Annotated in this window: 18 protein-coding genes and 1 other annotated feature; of the genes, 12 read left to right on the top strand and 6 right to left on the bottom strand. The window is 38.2% G+C overall.

The genetic code is table 11. The features are described from left to right. Nucleotides 1–67 precede the first annotated feature (67 nt). Nucleotides 68–316 (top strand) — a binding site (T-box leader). 61 nt (nucleotides 317–377) lie between these two features. From trpE to mnmH, 8 genes are all read left to right on the top strand, one after another. Continuing rightward, nucleotides 378–1,766 (top strand): anthranilate synthase component I, encoded by a 1,389-nt coding sequence (gene trpE / locus QF028_RS06545; protein ID WP_429464567.1) that lies wholly within the window; start codon nucleotides 378–380, stop codon nucleotides 1,764–1,766. Continuing rightward, nucleotides 1,763–2,374, top strand: coding sequence for an anthranilate synthase component II (locus QF028_RS06550; protein ID WP_429464568.1), 612 nt, complete (start codon nucleotides 1,763–1,765; stop codon nucleotides 2,372–2,374). The genes trpE and QF028_RS06550 overlap by 4 nt, the downstream gene beginning before the upstream one ends. Continuing rightward, nucleotides 2,346–3,374: an anthranilate phosphoribosyltransferase gene (gene trpD, locus QF028_RS06555; RefSeq protein WP_429464569.1), complete on the top strand. Its 1,029-nt coding sequence runs from the start codon at nucleotides 2,346–2,348 to the stop codon at nucleotides 3,372–3,374. The genes QF028_RS06550 and trpD overlap by 29 nt, the downstream gene beginning before the upstream one ends. Further along, nucleotides 3,375–4,166: an indole-3-glycerol phosphate synthase TrpC gene (gene trpC / locus QF028_RS06560; RefSeq protein ID WP_214712579.1), complete on the top strand. Its 792-nt coding sequence runs from the start codon at nucleotides 3,375–3,377 to the stop codon at nucleotides 4,164–4,166. It begins immediately after the preceding gene. Next, on the top strand, nucleotides 4,163–4,780 hold the full coding sequence (locus QF028_RS06565) for a phosphoribosylanthranilate isomerase (RefSeq protein WP_429464570.1): 618 nt from the start codon (nucleotides 4,163–4,165) through the stop codon (nucleotides 4,778–4,780). The genes trpC and QF028_RS06565 overlap by 4 nt, the downstream gene beginning before the upstream one ends. 5 nt (nucleotides 4,781–4,785) lie before the next feature. Then, a complete protein-coding gene (gene trpB / locus QF028_RS06570) occupies nucleotides 4,786–5,985 on the top strand; it encodes a tryptophan synthase subunit beta (RefSeq protein WP_429464571.1) in 1,200 nt (399 codons plus the stop codon). A gap of 2 nt (nucleotides 5,986–5,987) precedes the next feature. After that, the gene (gene trpA, locus QF028_RS06575; protein ID WP_429464572.1) at nucleotides 5,988–6,773 is read left to right on the top strand and encodes a tryptophan synthase subunit alpha; all 786 of its coding nucleotides are present in this window, start codon (nucleotides 5,988–5,990) and stop codon (nucleotides 6,771–6,773) included. A gap of 345 nt (nucleotides 6,774–7,118) precedes the next feature. Then, complete coding sequence (gene mnmH, locus QF028_RS06580; RefSeq protein ID WP_429464573.1) at nucleotides 7,119–8,198, top strand: tRNA 2-selenouridine(34) synthase MnmH; 1,080 nt, start codon at nucleotides 7,119–7,121, stop codon at nucleotides 8,196–8,198. A 115-nt stretch (nucleotides 8,199–8,313) separates the two neighbouring features. Here mnmH and sda read toward each other — a convergent pair whose 3' ends face one another. Beyond that, nucleotides 8,314–8,448: a sporulation histidine kinase inhibitor Sda gene (gene sda, locus QF028_RS06585; RefSeq protein WP_066256632.1), complete on the bottom strand. Its 135-nt coding sequence runs from the start codon at nucleotides 8,446–8,448 to the stop codon at nucleotides 8,314–8,316. A 244-nt stretch (nucleotides 8,449–8,692) separates the two neighbouring features. Here sda and QF028_RS06590 point away from each other — a divergent pair, with 244 nt between their 5' ends. Both QF028_RS06590 and QF028_RS06595 read left to right on the top strand, forming a co-directional pair. After that, on the top strand, nucleotides 8,693–8,896 hold the full coding sequence (locus QF028_RS06590) for a DUF6501 family protein (RefSeq protein ID WP_214998351.1): 204 nt from the start codon (nucleotides 8,693–8,695) through the stop codon (nucleotides 8,894–8,896). Between the two features lie 88 nt (nucleotides 8,897–8,984). Next, on the top strand, nucleotides 8,985–9,572 hold the full coding sequence (locus QF028_RS06595) for a GNAT family N-acetyltransferase (RefSeq protein ID WP_214998352.1): 588 nt from the start codon (nucleotides 8,985–8,987) through the stop codon (nucleotides 9,570–9,572). Nucleotides 9,573–9,627: 55 nt separating this feature from the next. Here QF028_RS06595 and QF028_RS06600 read toward each other — a convergent pair whose 3' ends face one another. Continuing rightward, a complete protein-coding gene (locus tag QF028_RS06600; protein WP_429464574.1) occupies nucleotides 9,628–10,221 on the bottom strand; it encodes a YhcN/YlaJ family sporulation lipoprotein in 594 nt (197 codons plus the stop codon). Nucleotides 10,222–10,338: 117 nt separating this feature from the next. On the opposite strand from QF028_RS06600, the gene crcB reads away from it, so the two are divergent. After that, complete coding sequence (gene crcB / locus QF028_RS06605; RefSeq protein ID WP_168244774.1) at nucleotides 10,339–10,731, top strand: fluoride efflux transporter CrcB; 393 nt, start codon at nucleotides 10,339–10,341, stop codon at nucleotides 10,729–10,731. Next, on the top strand, nucleotides 10,728–11,078 hold the full coding sequence (locus QF028_RS06610; RefSeq protein WP_429464575.1) for a fluoride efflux transporter FluC: 351 nt from the start codon (nucleotides 10,728–10,730) through the stop codon (nucleotides 11,076–11,078). The genes crcB and QF028_RS06610 overlap by 4 nt, the downstream gene beginning before the upstream one ends. 381 nt (nucleotides 11,079–11,459) lie before the next feature. Here QF028_RS06610 and yidC read toward each other — a convergent pair whose 3' ends face one another. The 4 genes from yidC to pflB all read right to left on the bottom strand — a co-directional run bounded on the left by yidC (nucleotide 11,460) and on the right by pflB (nucleotide 15,793). Then, the gene (yidC, locus tag QF028_RS06615; RefSeq protein ID WP_168244772.1) at nucleotides 11,460–12,254 is read right to left on the bottom strand and encodes a membrane protein insertase YidC; all 795 of its coding nucleotides are present in this window, start codon (nucleotides 12,252–12,254) and stop codon (nucleotides 11,460–11,462) included. Between the two features lie 30 nt (nucleotides 12,255–12,284). Next, nucleotides 12,285–12,575 (bottom strand): hypothetical protein, encoded by a 291-nt coding sequence (locus QF028_RS06620; RefSeq protein ID WP_088088624.1) that lies wholly within the window; start codon nucleotides 12,573–12,575, stop codon nucleotides 12,285–12,287. Nucleotides 12,576–12,721: 146 nt separating this feature from the next. Then, entirely contained in the window at nucleotides 12,722–13,471 is a 750-nt protein-coding gene (gene pflA, locus QF028_RS06625; protein WP_429464576.1) for a pyruvate formate-lyase-activating protein, read from the bottom strand. A gap of 96 nt (nucleotides 13,472–13,567) precedes the next feature. After that, on the bottom strand, nucleotides 13,568–15,793 hold the full coding sequence (gene pflB / locus QF028_RS06630; RefSeq protein WP_429472211.1) for a formate C-acetyltransferase: 2,226 nt from the start codon (nucleotides 15,791–15,793) through the stop codon (nucleotides 13,568–13,570). Nucleotides 15,794–15,834 lie beyond the last annotated feature (41 nt).

Genomic DNA, 15,834 nt, shown 5'->3' on the forward strand with positions numbered 1-15,834 from the left:
AAATCTTTCACTTGACTTTCACTTGAAATTTGCGTAGGATAAAAGTCAACAACATCAAAGTTAAATAATTAACTCGTTGAGCAAGAGGAGTACACTAATTTATTTCTTCCAAGAGAGTCGGGGTAGGTGGGAGCCCGATAAGAAAGGATTTGTGGAATGGACTTGTGAGAGGCATCTTGAACCTGAGTAGGGATGCACGGAACTCCACCGTTAAAAGGATAGGATATCGAACGATTGTTCCGTATCTGAAGAGGAAGCAGGTTTTATCCACTGCTTCAAATGGAGGTGGCACCACGACCATAGAATCGTCCTCTATATGCGTAATTAATTGCGCATATAGAGGACGATTTTTTTTTATTTTAGAAAGGAGTCGAAACATGAAAATTAAAAGTGGTTATTTCATAAACGAAATCGAAGGAGACACGCTTACACCAATCTCCATATTACAAAAAATTAGCGGGAAAAAGAAGTTCCTATTGGAAAGTTCTCATAAGTACAATGACTCTGGGCGATATTCCTTTATTGGTGCAGACCCAGCTTTCGAACTTATTTCGAGGGGAGATAATAATGAGATTATTCAGCGGAATGGAGACAAGAAAGTTTTAAAAGGCAACCCTCTCGAAGTATTAAAAAAACTTATACCACCCATGGGTTTTGAAGAGTTTCCCTTTCCGTTTATTGGAGGCGCGGTCGGGTACGTGGGGTATGACATTATCAGGCAATATGAAGTAATTGGAGATGAATATTCAAACGGAATGGAAATGCCGGATGTACACTTAATGTTTTATGAAGAAGTTATTGTCTTTGATCATCTTGAAGACAAGGTCTTGATTTGTGGGTGTCCTTTAGTCAAGGAGAGCGATACCGCTTTAATTGAAAAAAGAATCAATCAAAGGATAGTAGAGCTAAAGCAGCCTACCTTCTACCCAGCAGAGGAGCCATTTTATTTCTCAGGGTTTGAATCCGAAACAAACAAAGAAGCCTTTATCAAAAATGTAGAAATGGCGAAGGAGCATATTTTAGCAGGTGATATATTTCAAGTAGTCCTTTCGAGACGAATGAAATCAACATTTAACGGAGAACCATTATCGCTTTATCGTAAACATCGTGCGAATAATCCTACTCCTTATATGTTTTATATTGATTTTGATGCTTATACCGTTATTGGTTCATCCCCTGAAAGTTTAATTAAAACAAGAGCCAACACAGTTATTTCAAACCCAATTGCAGGGACCAAAAGACGGGGAAAAACAAACGATGAAGATTTGTTGATTGAAAAAGAATTAAAAAATGATGAAAAAGAACTTGCTGAGCATAAGATGCTTGTTGACCTTGGCAGAAATGATCTCGGCAAGATCTGCAATTTTGGTTCCGTTCAAGTAGATAAGTATATGGCGGTAGAAAAATACCGGCATGTGATGCATCTTGTCTCTGAAGTAAGCGGGCATTTAAATGCTGATAAAACAGCAATAGATGCCCTCGCGGCCTGTCTGCCCGCTGGGACTGTTTCAGGAGCCCCGAAGGTTCGGGCTATGGAGATTATTAACTCCTTGGAAAAATCAAAACGAGGGTTATATTCAGGGGCTGTTGGTTATTTATCAGCAGACGGAAATATGGATTTTGCCCTTGCGATCCGAACGATGATTTTAAAAGAGGGTTCAGCATATATTCAGGCAGGGGCTGGTATCGTTTATGACTCAAATCCAGAGTCCGAATATCAAGAGACAATAAATAAACTTAATTCTTTCTTGGAGGGTGAGAAATGATTTTACTGATTGATAATTTTGACTCGTTCACATTCAACCTTTATCAGTATCTAGGGGAATTAGGTGAACAAATTACGGTTTTACGAAATAACCAATTAAGCATGGACCAAATCAGAGATTTAAATCCTAAAGCCATTATTCTCTCCCCAGGGCCAGGGAAGCCAGAGGATGCAGGAATTTGTATCGAATTGATTCAAACATTTTATAATAAAATCCCTATTTTAGGAATCTGTCTCGGCCATCAAGCCATTGGTGCAGCTTTCGGTGGGGAGATTCAAAGAGCAGCCCTTATCAAACATGGTAAAACATCATTGATTTCACATCGGAGTGATGGATTATTTAACGGTCTTCCCAACCCATTAGAAGTGATGCGCTATCATTCATTAATTATTGAGAAGAGTAGTATTCCGGAGGAACTTGAGTGTATTGCTCATTCTGATGATGACCAGGAAATCATGGCCATAAAACATCGTGAATATCCCGTTTTCGGTCTTCAGTTTCATCCGGAGTCGATTGGTACTCCATCAGGTAAACAAATCCTAAAAAACTTTTTAAATGAGATAGGGAGGATGAATAAAAGTGAAGAATTATTTACTCCAATTAGCTGAACGTGAATCATTTTCTGAAAACCAAATGAAAGAAGCCGTGCATTTCATTTTGGGTGAGGAGGTTTCTGAATCTGAAATTGCTGCCTTTTTAATGGGATTGAAATCTAAAGGAGAAACAGTTGAAGAAATTACGGGAATTGTAAAAGCGATGAAGGCAAATACGCTGAAATTTAATGAGAAAATTTCAGGCGTTCTTGATAATTGTGGAACAGGAGGGGACGGATCCTCCAGTTTTAATGTGAGTACTACGTCTGCTTTTGTTATTGCTGGTGCTGGAATTCCTGTTGCCAAGCATGGCAATCGAAGTGTTTCGAGCAAAACGGGCAGTGCGGATGTGCTGGAATACTTAGGAATCCATTTAAATCTTTCCGCAGAAAGAACAGAAGAAATTCTTCAGGAAATAGGATTATCCTTCTTATTCGCCCCAAACGTTCATCCAAAGTTAAAGAAAGTCATGACAGTTCGAAAACAATTGAAGATACCAACCATTTTTAACTTTATCGGACCACTTACCAATCCGATTGAGTTGGACTATCAATTGTTGGGTGTGTATCGGAGAGATTTATTGAATGTGTTTGCTGAAGTTCTTTTGAAGTTAGGACGCAAGCGGGCTATTGTTATTAATGGTGCAGGTTTCATGGATGAAGCTTCACTTCAGGGGGAAAATTATTTAACTATTTTAGAGGCTGGGAAAATTGCTAATCAATCATTTCTCCCAGAAGAAGTCAATCTCCCACAATATGATAACAGCTGTATTAAGGGTGGAGACTCTAAGGAAAATGCTGAGATATTAATCAATGTGTTAAAAGGGGAAAAGGGTGCTTACCGTGATACGGTTTTACTTAATTCTGGACTAGGAATTTATACAGCAGGTAAAGCAAACTCCATTCAGGATGGGATCAATGTTGCGAAAGAAATCATTGACTCTGGTGCTGCTTATGAAAAATTAACTACTTTAATTGAAAAATCTCAAGCAGCGGGTCAGAAAGAGGCGATATAAGTGGCAACAATCTTAGATAAAATCATTGACCAAAAGAAAAAAGAAGTTCTCTTCCTTCGAGAGGGAAACCAACTATTCGAAGGTACAAATCAGCCGAAAAGATCTTTAATTCAAAAACTGAAGACAGCAGAACAAATATCGATCATATCTGAATTTAAGCGAGCATCTCCTTCAAAAGGAATCATTAATAACATGATTGAGCCTTCCTATCAGGCGGGGTTATATGAAGAATATGGCGCTTCTGCTATTTCTGTACTAACAGATCAAACCTTTTTTAAGGGCTCTTTCTCCGATTTAAGAGCTGTTCGGAGCAAGGTAAATCTGCCGATTCTCTGTAAAGACTTTATCATTGATGAATTGCAAATAAATCTTGCTTCTTCCAATGGGGCGGATATCATTTTACTGATTGTAGCTGCATTAGACGATCAGAGATTGGTTGAACTCCTTCAATATGCTAAGAACTTAGGCTTGGAGGTACTGGTGGAGGTTCATAATCAGAAGGAATTGGAGAGTGCACTTAAGACAGGAGCAAAGCTGATTGGAGTAAATAATCGCGACTTAAAAACCTTTCATGTTTCGCTTGAGGTGACAGAGACATTAGCTTCCATTGTAAAAAGCACTGGTGCGTATCTCATTAGTGAAAGCGGGATCCATCACCAAGAGGATGTAGCACGTGTTAGAAATGCAGGAGCGAATGGGATTTTAGTGGGAGAAGCATTAATGAAAAGTGCAAATGTGAAACAATCCTTTATAGACTTTCGCTTGCCGCTTAATGAAGGTGTAAATAGATGAAAGTAAAAATTTGTGGAATTACTGATGTCGAAACAGGGGTTGCGGCGGCTCAATATGGTGCTGATGCTATTGGGTTTGTCTTTGCAGAAAGTAAGCGCAGGATCTCGATTGAGAAAGCACGTGAGATAATTGCTAAGATACCTAAAGAGGTGTTTAAGATCGGTGTTTTTGTTAATGAAACAAAAGCAAATATCGAAAGAATCGCTTCCGCTGTGGGCCTGACACATATCCAGTTACACGGAGATGAAACAGCATCATTCAGTGAATCGCTTTCCTTGCCTGTCATTAAGTCAATCAGTTTTCAAGGAAATGAAAGCTTAGAGGCATCGGGTGATTTTCCAAGTGACTTTATTTTACTCGACAGTCCCAAAGGAAAATACAGAGGCGGAAATGGAACGGTGTTTAATTGGAATGAGGTCAATCCTCACTTGATTAATAGCCAAAAAGTCATCCTAGCTGGCGGGTTGCATGCAGACAATGTTGAAGAAGCGATAAAAATTATTAGGCCATATATGGTGGATGTTAGCTCAGGGGTAGAAACCGCTGGGAAAAAGGATTTAAGAAAGATTCAAACATTTATAGAAAAAGCCAAAAGCACACCTGTAGGGAGGTAAAGGGAATGAACACATATACATTGCCAAATGAGAAAGGCCACTTCGGCATTTTCGGGGGGAGATTTGTCCCGGAAACATTAATGAAAGCAGTAATTGAACTTGGTGAAGCCTATGAAAGCGCCAAAAAGGATTCTTCCTTTCAAGCGGAAATTCGAAAATTGTTAAAAGACTATGTGGGGAGAGAAACCCCATTGTATTATGCAGATAACCTGACGAAACACGCGGGCGGGGCTAAGATTTTTCTGAAAAGAGAAGATTTAAACCATACTGGCGCCCATAAAATTAACAATGCGATTGGGCAGGCACTACTAGCGGTACGTATGGGAAAGAAAAAAATTGTAGCTGAAACTGGTGCAGGTCAGCATGGTGTAGCAACGGCAACCGTTTGTGCCTTATTAAATCTTGATTGTATCGTGTTTATGGGTGAGGAGGACATCAAAAGACAGGCATTAAATGTTTTTCGAATGGAATTGCTGGGTGCAAAGGTCGTCAGTGTCACATCTGGTAGTGCAACATTAAAAGATGCCGTAAACGAAGCCTTAAGATACTGGGTTGAAAATGTAGATGATACCCACTATCTATTAGGATCTGTAATGGGACCACATCCATTTCCGCAAATGGTTAGAGATTTTCAAAGTGTTATTGGCAAAGAAACAAAACAACAATTCCAACTTAGCGAAGGGGCGCTACCGGATGCAGTGGTTGCCTGTATTGGCGGCGGGAGCAATGCGATGGGGATATTCCATCCATTTATCGAGGATGAGATGGTTAGTCTTTATGGCGTGGAAGCTGCTGGACAGGGTGTTGATACAGAGTATCATGCGGCTTCCTTAACAAAGGGAAGTCCAGGTGTACTACATGGCGCACTAATGTATCTATTACAAGATCAAGATGGTCAAGTTCAAGAAGCCCATTCCATCTCGGCAGGTCTTGATTATCCAGGCGTAGGACCGGAACACAGCTATTTGCATGACATTGGTCGAGCATCATATCAATCGATTACCGATAAAGAAGCGCTAGACGCATTTCAGCTCTTATCGAAGCTTGAAGGAATCATCCCCGCATTAGAGAGTGCCCATGCAATTGCCTTTGCAGTAAAACTAGCTGCAAAAATGGATGAAACAAAAAAGATTGTTGTTTGCCTATCAGGACGCGGAGATAAAGATGTGGATACCGTGAAAACACGGCTGAGAGAGGAGAGATAAGAATGAACCGTTTTGAAAAAACTTTTACGGCTTTAAAAGAAAATAATACAAAAGCTTTTGTTCCCTACATAATGGCCGGGGATGGTGGGCTGGAATGTTTGGTTGAACGTCTAACACTGTTGGAGAAATTTGGTGCAACTGCGATTGAAGTTGGGGTTCCGTTTTCAGACCCTGTGGCAGATGGACCAACCATTCAACGAGCTGGAATTAGGGCACTTGAAAATGGAACAACCTTAAAGGGGATTATTGCAGAACTAGGAAAAGCGCGAAAGGATGTGTCAGTTCCAATCCTCCTCATGACCTACTTAAATCCCATTTATTCCTATGGGGTAGAGGAATTTGTCCGAGATATTCGTATGGCTGGTGTGGATGGGTGTATTATTCCCGATTTGCCAATAGAAGAAGAGGAAATCATTACGCCACATCTTGAGAAAGCAGAAATTGAGTTGATTCGACTCGTAACGCTGACAACACCAATGGAGCGAATCAAAACGATTTCAAGCAAGGGCAAGGGATTTTTATACACGGTTACAATTAAGGGGATTACAGGGGCAAGAAATGAATATGATTCGGAATTGAATCAATTTTTAAAATCTGTAAAAGATGTAAGTCCGATTCCCGTCTTGGCTGGCTTCGGCATTTCAAATAAAGAACAAATAACGGACCTAACAAAATACTGTGATGGAGTTATTGTCGGCAGTAAAATTGTCGATTTATTTAACAGTCAAAATTTGTCCGAAATGGAAAAGTTGATGTCAGTCTTCAAACCAAAATCAAAGATCGTATAGGTAAAAGGTCTACTCTCGACTGCGTGAGTAGACTTTTTATATTTTAGTGTCATTTATTACTGCACAGGAGTCCTCTATAATTAATATAATTTAATTTGCGGAATTGTTTTTTTGAAACAACTGTCCTCCATTCCGCTAATACAAATTAAATTTGCATAAAAGCAGTAATTCCCAGCTTCTTGAAAGCTAGTGATATATCCTGTATAATGGTGTTTATACTTTATTTAGAAAATAAATTCCCATGATATTTACTTTTCTGAAACTTCCCGTTGTGGAAGTTTTGTTTGTTTTCATTAGATATGTTATTTTTCAGATAATATTACTTTTACAAGGAGCGTAGATGATATGAAGGAAATGACGGTTGAAGAACTTTTTACGACAAAGAACCCAGTAATCATTGATATACGCTCACCGATCGAGTTTAAAGATGGCGCAATTCCGGGAGCAATTAATGTTCCCTTATTTACAAATGAGGAACGACAAATAATCGGAACCATTTACAAACAAGAAGGGGCGGCGATTGCGAAATGGAAGGCAATGGAAATTGTCTCGCCTAAAATTCCTGAAATCCTTCAAACAATAAAAAAATGCGTTTCAGACGATATGGAACTTATTATCCATTGCTGGCGTGGTGGAATGCGAAGTAAGGCAGTGGTTACATTTTTAGAGTTTGCCGGAATTTATTCTTGGCGACTCGTAGGCGGTTATAAAGCATACCGCCACTATATTCTTGAACAATTGCCTACAATGCTTCCTAACAAAGCAGTCGTCCTCCACGGACTGACCGGTGTTGGTAAAACAGAGGTCTTAAAGATATTGAAAAAGAAGGGATATCCAATCTTAGACCTTGAAGAGATGGCGGGCCATCGCGGTTCGATATTTGGAACGATTGGTCTTGGTGACGGTCATAACCAAAAAACATTTGACTCCCTTCTATTTAAAGGTCTTCAAGAAATAAAAGATGCTGATTATTTTCTGGTTGAAGCGGAAAGCAAAAGAATTGGAAAAGCTGTCCAAACTGAAGAATTAATGGATAAAAGAATGCAAGGTATTAACATCAATCTCAACACCCCCATTAATCAACGGGTAAAGCATCTTGTCGCCGAGTATGTGCAGCCATACAAGGAAGAACCCTGGTATTTCGAAAAGATTTCTGATGGTATTGAAAAGGTGTTAAGACGTGTTAAAGATCCAGACATTAAAAAATCGCTCATCCAAACGTTAACAGATCGTAATTATCCTGATATGATTCGAATTTTACTTGAACATTATTATGATCCACGCTACGTCCATGCAAAACAAGAGTATGAAGGGGAATTCTTTGAAATATCTGCAGAACACCCTGTTGATGCAGCAGACAAAATTGCTTCAAAACTTAATGGGTTAGGCTTTCGGCCTATTAGACAGTTAAATAACCAACTTTAATTTAGATTATTTCCAATCGAGATCTTGAATAAATACATGCTGAAAGCTAAATGAAGATCATTTAGTTATTGAAAAACCGCTGAATCCTTTCAGCGGTTTTTTCATTGGGTTTATGCTAACGATTTTTAAATGGTTTTAAACCACGCCGTTTGATTTCATCCTTTAAGATCTTAATCCATTCTTTTTCCTTGTCTGACTTTAATGCATCCCGATACGAAAAAACCAATTGCTCATTACTCATAATTTTCATTTTTTATGAATGCCTCCTTGGTAATGGATTGAATATTCAGTTTTTATAATTGTAATGGTTTACATTCCTTTTGAGAACCCAAAATTAATAAAATTTGAAAAAAGTTCAAATTTCTTAAATTAATAACAGATATTTTAAATAAAAAACTAATACTTTTGTAATTGACTCATGATATGGTTGCACAGAACCGGCCCGATTGATTATACTAGAAATTGGACATTGATCGAAAGGAACGGTGGCAACAATGATTCATCTATCATGGCGTGATCGTGAAACAGTAAAAAAAATAAAATGCGTTCACACGGATGCAAAAAAATACCTTGTCAATAACGCCTTAACGGCTGGGAAAGTCTATGATGTGAAAAATGAGACTGAAGAATTTTATTACATTATTGACAATACTGGAAAAGTAGGCGGCTTCTACAAGGAATATTTCCAAAATGTATAGATAAACAGGACTGTGGAGCATAGCCCGCAGTCTTTTTATATGGAAAAAGTGGTAAAGATACGGCAAATTAAAGGGGAGATATTAAATAATGGATAAATTGTGGAACAACCTTTTTTCGTTACAAGGGGAAAATGTAAATTTGATTCCAATCAGTATGGACCATTTAGAGGGCTTATGGGAAGCGGCCAAACCAGATGAAATATGGACGTATATGGCGACCAAAGTTCGATCGAAAAATGAAATGGAACAATTGATTAAAGCAGCATTGAAAGCTAGAGAAAATGGATCAGAATACACTTTCACCGTTGTAAATAAAGAAAATCAAGTGATTGGCAGCACCCGATTCTTAGACATATCCCCGCGACATAAAAGTGCTGAAATTGGTTCGACATGGTATCATCCAGATGTATGGCGGACAAAGGTAAATACAGAATGTAAATTCCTGTTATTAAGGCATGCCTTTGAAAATTGGAACCTCACGCGTGTTCAACTAAAAACAGACTCTCGAAATGAAAGGTCCCAGCAAGCTATTGCTAGAATTGGAGCTGTAAAGGAAGGGATATTACGAAAAGATCGGATTATTTCCGATGGATACACTAGGGACACGGTCTTTTTTAGTATTCTTTGTCATGAATGGGACAATGTAAGAACTGAGCTTAAATTGAAACTGCAGTGAAGAGTAAGATGCCTGGTCAATTTGCCAGGCAATTTACTTCCCGTCCCACTTTATATTACTTCGCATTAGGAAACACTCTGCGGATGGTATCGGAAAACTCATCGATAAAACCTGAAACCGGTCTTCCATTCCGAATATCTCTTGAATAAGTATTCATTCGATCATAAAAATCAGGATTAACAGAAATATAAACATTGTCAATGTCTCGATCAACAGATTTAACTGCTCGAGCAATCTTTTCTTTAATAGCTGAAGTCAATTCATTACGAGCTGAAACGTCCAATTTAGCCGCAACATAAGCATTATTATCGTTTACAATGACAGTTGCGTTGTCTACTTCAGTTAAGTTGATCACTTTATCAGCAGCTTTGTCCGCTACTCTAGTATTGGTTTGATTGCTTCCAACATTGTTATTATTGCGTCTATTGGTAATAGTGTTATAATTTCTGTTGCGATCTAATTCCGGATCACTAGTATCTGCACTTGAAATAGCTGGTCCGACCTGATTAGGGTTATTAAAATTCACTCTTGTTATTTCATTTGTATTTCGTTGCCGGGTTGTTACATCACCATCGATATTATTCTTTGCACAACCTGTTAAATAAAGACTCGAAATGAGGGTGGCAATGACGAATAAGCTGTTTCTCATGTTGTATTAACACTCCTTTGTCAAACTACTACAATTAGGTTGCCATTTTTGTAAAAAACTATCCTAACCGGTCTAAGTTGATAATTATAAAAAGGAAAATGTTTAGGAGTGTGTGCTTTGATTTATTTCTTAGTTGGATTGGGCGGAGTCGTTGGAAGTTTGCTCCGCTATTTATTATCAGTTTTTGCTGTAGTGGTATGGGGGAAAGAATTTCCAATAGGAACCCTTTTAATAAATTTAACAGGTTCCTTTCTATTGGGTTTTATGACAAATCATGTTGTTAGTTCCAATAAGCTTCATCCGTATTTGTTTACCGCACTTACCACTGGTGTCATTGGTTCGTATACAACCTTTTCAACTTTTTGCTTTGAAACGGTTCATTTACTCGAAACAGGAAAATACATATTTGGCTTCCTTTATTTAATTGTTAGTTTATTTGGAGGTCTATTTTTGGCTAAGGCAGGAATGTTACTTAGTGAACAAGCAAATAAATCGAGGAGAGTAATATGATTGAGATTATATTTGTTTCAATTGGTGGTTTTTTTGGAGCGATTTGCCGCTTTGCGATTAGCAGAAACCAAACTAAAACAGGGTTTCCTTCAGCTACCCTAACAGTCAATTTCATTGGTGCTTTTTTATTGGGGTTACTCCTCGGACTGAATGTAAAAGGGTCATTATATTCCTTAATAGGTATTGGATTTATGGGGTCATTTACGACTTTTTCGACATTAATGCTTGAATCGGTAAAACTTAAAAGGGAAAAAAAGAAAAAGCTTTATTACAGCTATTTGCTAAGCAGTTTCACGATAGGAATCATTCTTGCCTTTTGTGGGCTATTGTTAGGAAGCAGGATCTAAAAAAGAAGCATCAAAGGATGCTTCTCAGGCTGTCGAGAAACTTTCGACAGCCTCTTATTTTCTACAATAACTTTAATCATTCACCGCGTTAATTTATTATAATATTATTAATAAATAGGCTTTGCAACATGTCTGTTGATTTGCGCTCCAGGCACTTCGCTTTCCGCGGGCGTGCCCGGGGAGCCTCCTCGTCGCTGAAGCGCCTGCGGGGTCTCCCCTGCCCCGTACTCCCGCAGGAGTCTACGTGCCTTCCGCGGAAATCAACAGGCCCATTAGCAGGTACAATGAATAATTAAATGCTGAGAATAAAAAATTGCCGAGAAAAATACCCTTTCTCGACAACCTGAGAAGCATCAAAGGATGCTTCTTTTTTCAATTTGATTATTTTTGTTTGACTTGGACTTTTGGTGTTTTATTTATCTGATAAAGACTTTTGCTAATCATAGTTTGTACAATAAGGAATGTACCGCCTACCACCCAATAAAGAGGCAGGGCTGCCGGTGCATTAAAAGAAAACATGACAATCATTAATGGAGATAGCAATCCCATGTATTTCATTTGGTCTTGCTGTGTTGTTGGCATATTGGACTGGGAAACTTTAAACTGGAAGTAGTAAATAACCCCAGCAATGATTGTAATAATAATGTCTGGATTTCCGAGACTAAACCATAAAAACTCGTGGGTTTTAATTTCTTCTGAACCGCGAATCGCATAATAGAAGCCAGTTAGAATAGGCATTTGAATGAGTAATGGCAAACAGCCCATATTTAATGGATTTACCCCGTGCTTTTTATAAAGGCCCATCATTTCCGCTTGTAGTTCTTGCTTTTTCTTAGGATCCTTTTCAGTTTTCATCTTTGCTTGAATAACGTCCATTTCGGGTTTTAATACATCCATCTTTTCCTTCATACCCATTTGATTTTTATACTGTCTGAGCATTAACGGCATTAACGCTAGTCTGATAACTATTGTAACAATAATTATGGCCAAACCATAGTTTCCGTTAAAGAATTCAGCAACGGAATGGATAGATACAGAAAAAGGATTGACAACATAATGTTGAAAAAATCCAGTATTGTTAGTTCCTTTTTGTGTTTGAGATGAACAAGCCGATAGCAATAATGTTATTAAGCCAAGCAGTGAGAATAATAGTAGTGAAGATCGTTTTGTTTTCATATTTCCTCCTAGAATGTTGTAAATAAATTGTTAAGTATAGAGGAAGGAAATAGGCTCTTCAGTATCATCCTGAGAATATTCTTTTCTACGAAAATATATAACAATTCTTTTCAGAATATAGCTTCCATTTAAACAACTTTTCTTACGGTAAAAAGCCAATGGGTGAATAATTTCTGTTCTTGCTTGATTAGATAAGGAGCCAAGAAAAGAATATTCCACACTCCAAGCCCATAAGAATTTTAAAGTAATTCCTAAATAAATACTGACGTAAAGGGCGTTTAGGGCATTGATATCTGAAATATCTATAAGCAATTGAAACAAAAATTATCACCTCACTTAATTGTCAATGATATGAGTATATAGTAGAAATGGTAAAGAATCAATTTTATAATTGCGATTATACCATATTTTGAAGACATTACTAATTGGACTAATAAGTTCTTAAAAAACACTGATTCAGAAGTGAATCAGTGTTCAATCGGTGCCTTCCAGTGTGCTGTAATCAATTTATAAGCAAACTCGACTTTTTCCTCTGTAGGTGGTTCGACAGAGTTAAGTTGATATTCAAGTCCAAGTGCTTCCCACTTATATACACCGAGCTTGTGATACGGCAGGATTTCAATCTTTTGGACATTTTTAAGCGTTCCGATAAATTCACCGAGTTTTTCCAGATCTTCAGGATCATCCGTAACCGTAGGGACAAGCACATGACGTACCCAAACCGGAACTTGATGGTCTGATAAAAATGTTGCAAATTCAAGAATATGATCATTGGACATACCAGTTAACTGGATATGTTTTTTTCGGTTAATATGCTTCAAATCGAGAAGGATTAAGTCAGTATACTGTAAGAGTTCTTCAAGCTGTTCAATAAAAAGCTTGGAATGGGAGAAACAGCCACCAGAAGAATCGATGGTAGTATGAATCCCTTTCTTTTTGCATTCCTTAAACAATTCTATTAAAAAAGGAATTTGCAACAGTGGTTCTCCACCGCTTACTGTAATACCGCCACCCGACGATTGAATAAAAGGGTGGTATGAGATTAGATCAACCATGATATCGGAAACAGCCATTTCTTTGCCGCTGCCGATTTCCCAAGTATCAGCATTATGGCAAAACTGGCACCTTAATAGACAGCCTTGTGTGAAAATTACATATCGGATCCCTGGTCCGTCGACTGTCCCTAATGTTTCGATTGAATGAATATTTCCGTTCATGATGATGATCCCCCTTTAATTTAATAGGAGCCCGATAAAAAGGGCTCCTGGTATGGAACTAGTTCTCTGATTCCAGCGCCTATCGGCGATTCCGCTTTATAATGATTCGTGGAAAGTACGATTAATAACGTCTAATTGCTGTTCTTTTGTTAATTTAATAAAGTTAACTGCATAACCAGATACACGGATTGTTAATTGTGGATAAAGTTCTGGGTGTTCCATTGCATCAATTAATGTTTCTCTATTAAAGACGTTAACATTTAAGTGATGACCTGATTTGATAGCATATCCATCTAGGATGGATACTAGGTTACGCACTTGGCTTTCTTCTTCTTTACCTAAAGCTTTAGGCACGATTGAGAAGGTATTTGAAATTCCATCCATTGCATAGTTGTAAGGAAGTTTTGCCACAGAAGAAAGGGAAGCTAATGTTCCTTTTGTGTCACGTCCATGCATTGGGTTAGCACCTGGTGCAAATGGTTCTCCCATACGACGGCCATCAGGTGTGTTACCAGTTTTCTTACCATATACCACATTTGATGTAATCGTTAAGATTGAAAGTGTATGAACTGAGTCACGGTAAGTCTGGTGCTTGCGAAGCTTTTTCATAAAGGTTTTAAGAACTTCAACAGCAATCGCATCCACACGGTCATCGTTGTTTCCATATTTAGGGAAGTCTCCATTCGTTTCAAAATCAACCGCAAGACCATTTTCATCACGGATTACCTTAACTTCACCATATTTAATGGCACTAAGTGAATCTGCAACAACGGAAAGACCAGCAATACCAGTTGCCATCGTACGAAGGATCTTGCTGTCATGCAACGCCATTTCAATTCTTTCATAGCTGTACTTATCATGCATATAGTGAATTACATTTAACGTGTTAATATAAAGACCAGCAAGCCATTCCATCATAAGATCAAATTTTTGCATGACTTCTTCATAATTTAATACTTCAGAAGTAATTGGCTGATATTGTGGTCCAACTTGGATTTTTAATTTTTCATCAACACCGCCGTTAATGGAGTAAAGAAGTGCTTTTGCTAGGTTTGCACGAGCTCCGAAGAATTGCATTTGCTTACCAATTTCCATAGCGGATACACAGCAGGCAATTCCATAGTCATCGCCATATTCTGGACGCATAATATCATCGTTTTCATATTGAATGGAGCTAGTCTTGATTGACATTTTTGCACAATACTTTTTAAAGTTCTCAGGTAACTGCGGTGACCATAAAACCGTTAAGTTTGGTTCTGGTGCAGCACCTAAATTATCTAATGTATGAAGGAAACGGAAAGAGTTTTTCGTTACAAGAGAACGACCATCATTTGCCATACCGCCAATTGACTCAGTTACCCATGTAGGGTCACCGCTGAATAATTCATTATAATCTGGTGTCCGTGCAAATTTAACGAGACGAAGTTTCATAATAAAATGGTCAACAATTTCTTGTGCGGCTTCTTCAGTTAATGTACCGTTTTGTAAGTCTCTTTCTACGTAAATATCTAAGAACGTTGATACACGACCAAGGCTCATCGCAGCACCATTTTGTTCCTTGATCGCTGCTAAGTAACCAAAATACACAAACTGGAATGCTTCAGCAGCATTTTTAGCAGGCAGGCTGATATCAAATCCATAGCTGTTTGCCATTTCCTTCAGTTCTTTTAACGCACGAATTTGTTCAGCGAGTTCCTCGCGAAGACGCATGTTATCTTCAGTCATTACTTTGCTTGTGTTCTTTTGATCCTTTTGCTTTTCTTGGATTAAGAAATCAACACCATAAAGGGCAACCCTACGGTAATCACCGATAATACGACCGCGGCCATATGCATCAGGAAGTCCAGTTATGATTGCAGCTTTACGTGCAAGCATCATTTCATCGGTATAGGCATCGAAGACACCTTGGTTGTGAGTTTTACGGAACTCAGTAAAGATTTTTTCAATTTCAGGGTTTAATTCGTAACCATAAGCCTCACAAGCTGCTTTCGCCATGCGAATGCCGCCAAATGGCTGCATAGAACGATTAAAAGGTTTATCAGTTTGTACACCAACTATTTTTTCAAGATCTTCATTAAGATATCCAGGACCATGAGAAGTAATAGTAGAAACGGTTTCTGTGTCCATATCCAATACTCCGCCATTTTCACGCTCTTGCTTTGTTAATTCCATTACTTGATCCCAAAGTTTAGTGGTTGCTTCAGTTGGACCAGCTAAGAACGAGTCATCTCCTTCAAAAGGAGTAAAGTTTTTTAGGATAAAATCGCGAACGTTAACTTCATTTGACCATGCACCTTTGGTAAATCCATTCCATTGTTCCATCATATTTCACCTCATATTTTTTATAAAATCTATATAACAGT

The organism is Neobacillus sp. B4I6, from assembly GCF_050434045.1.
Classification (GTDB): Bacteria; Bacillota; Bacilli; order Bacillales; family Cytobacillaceae; genus Neobacillus.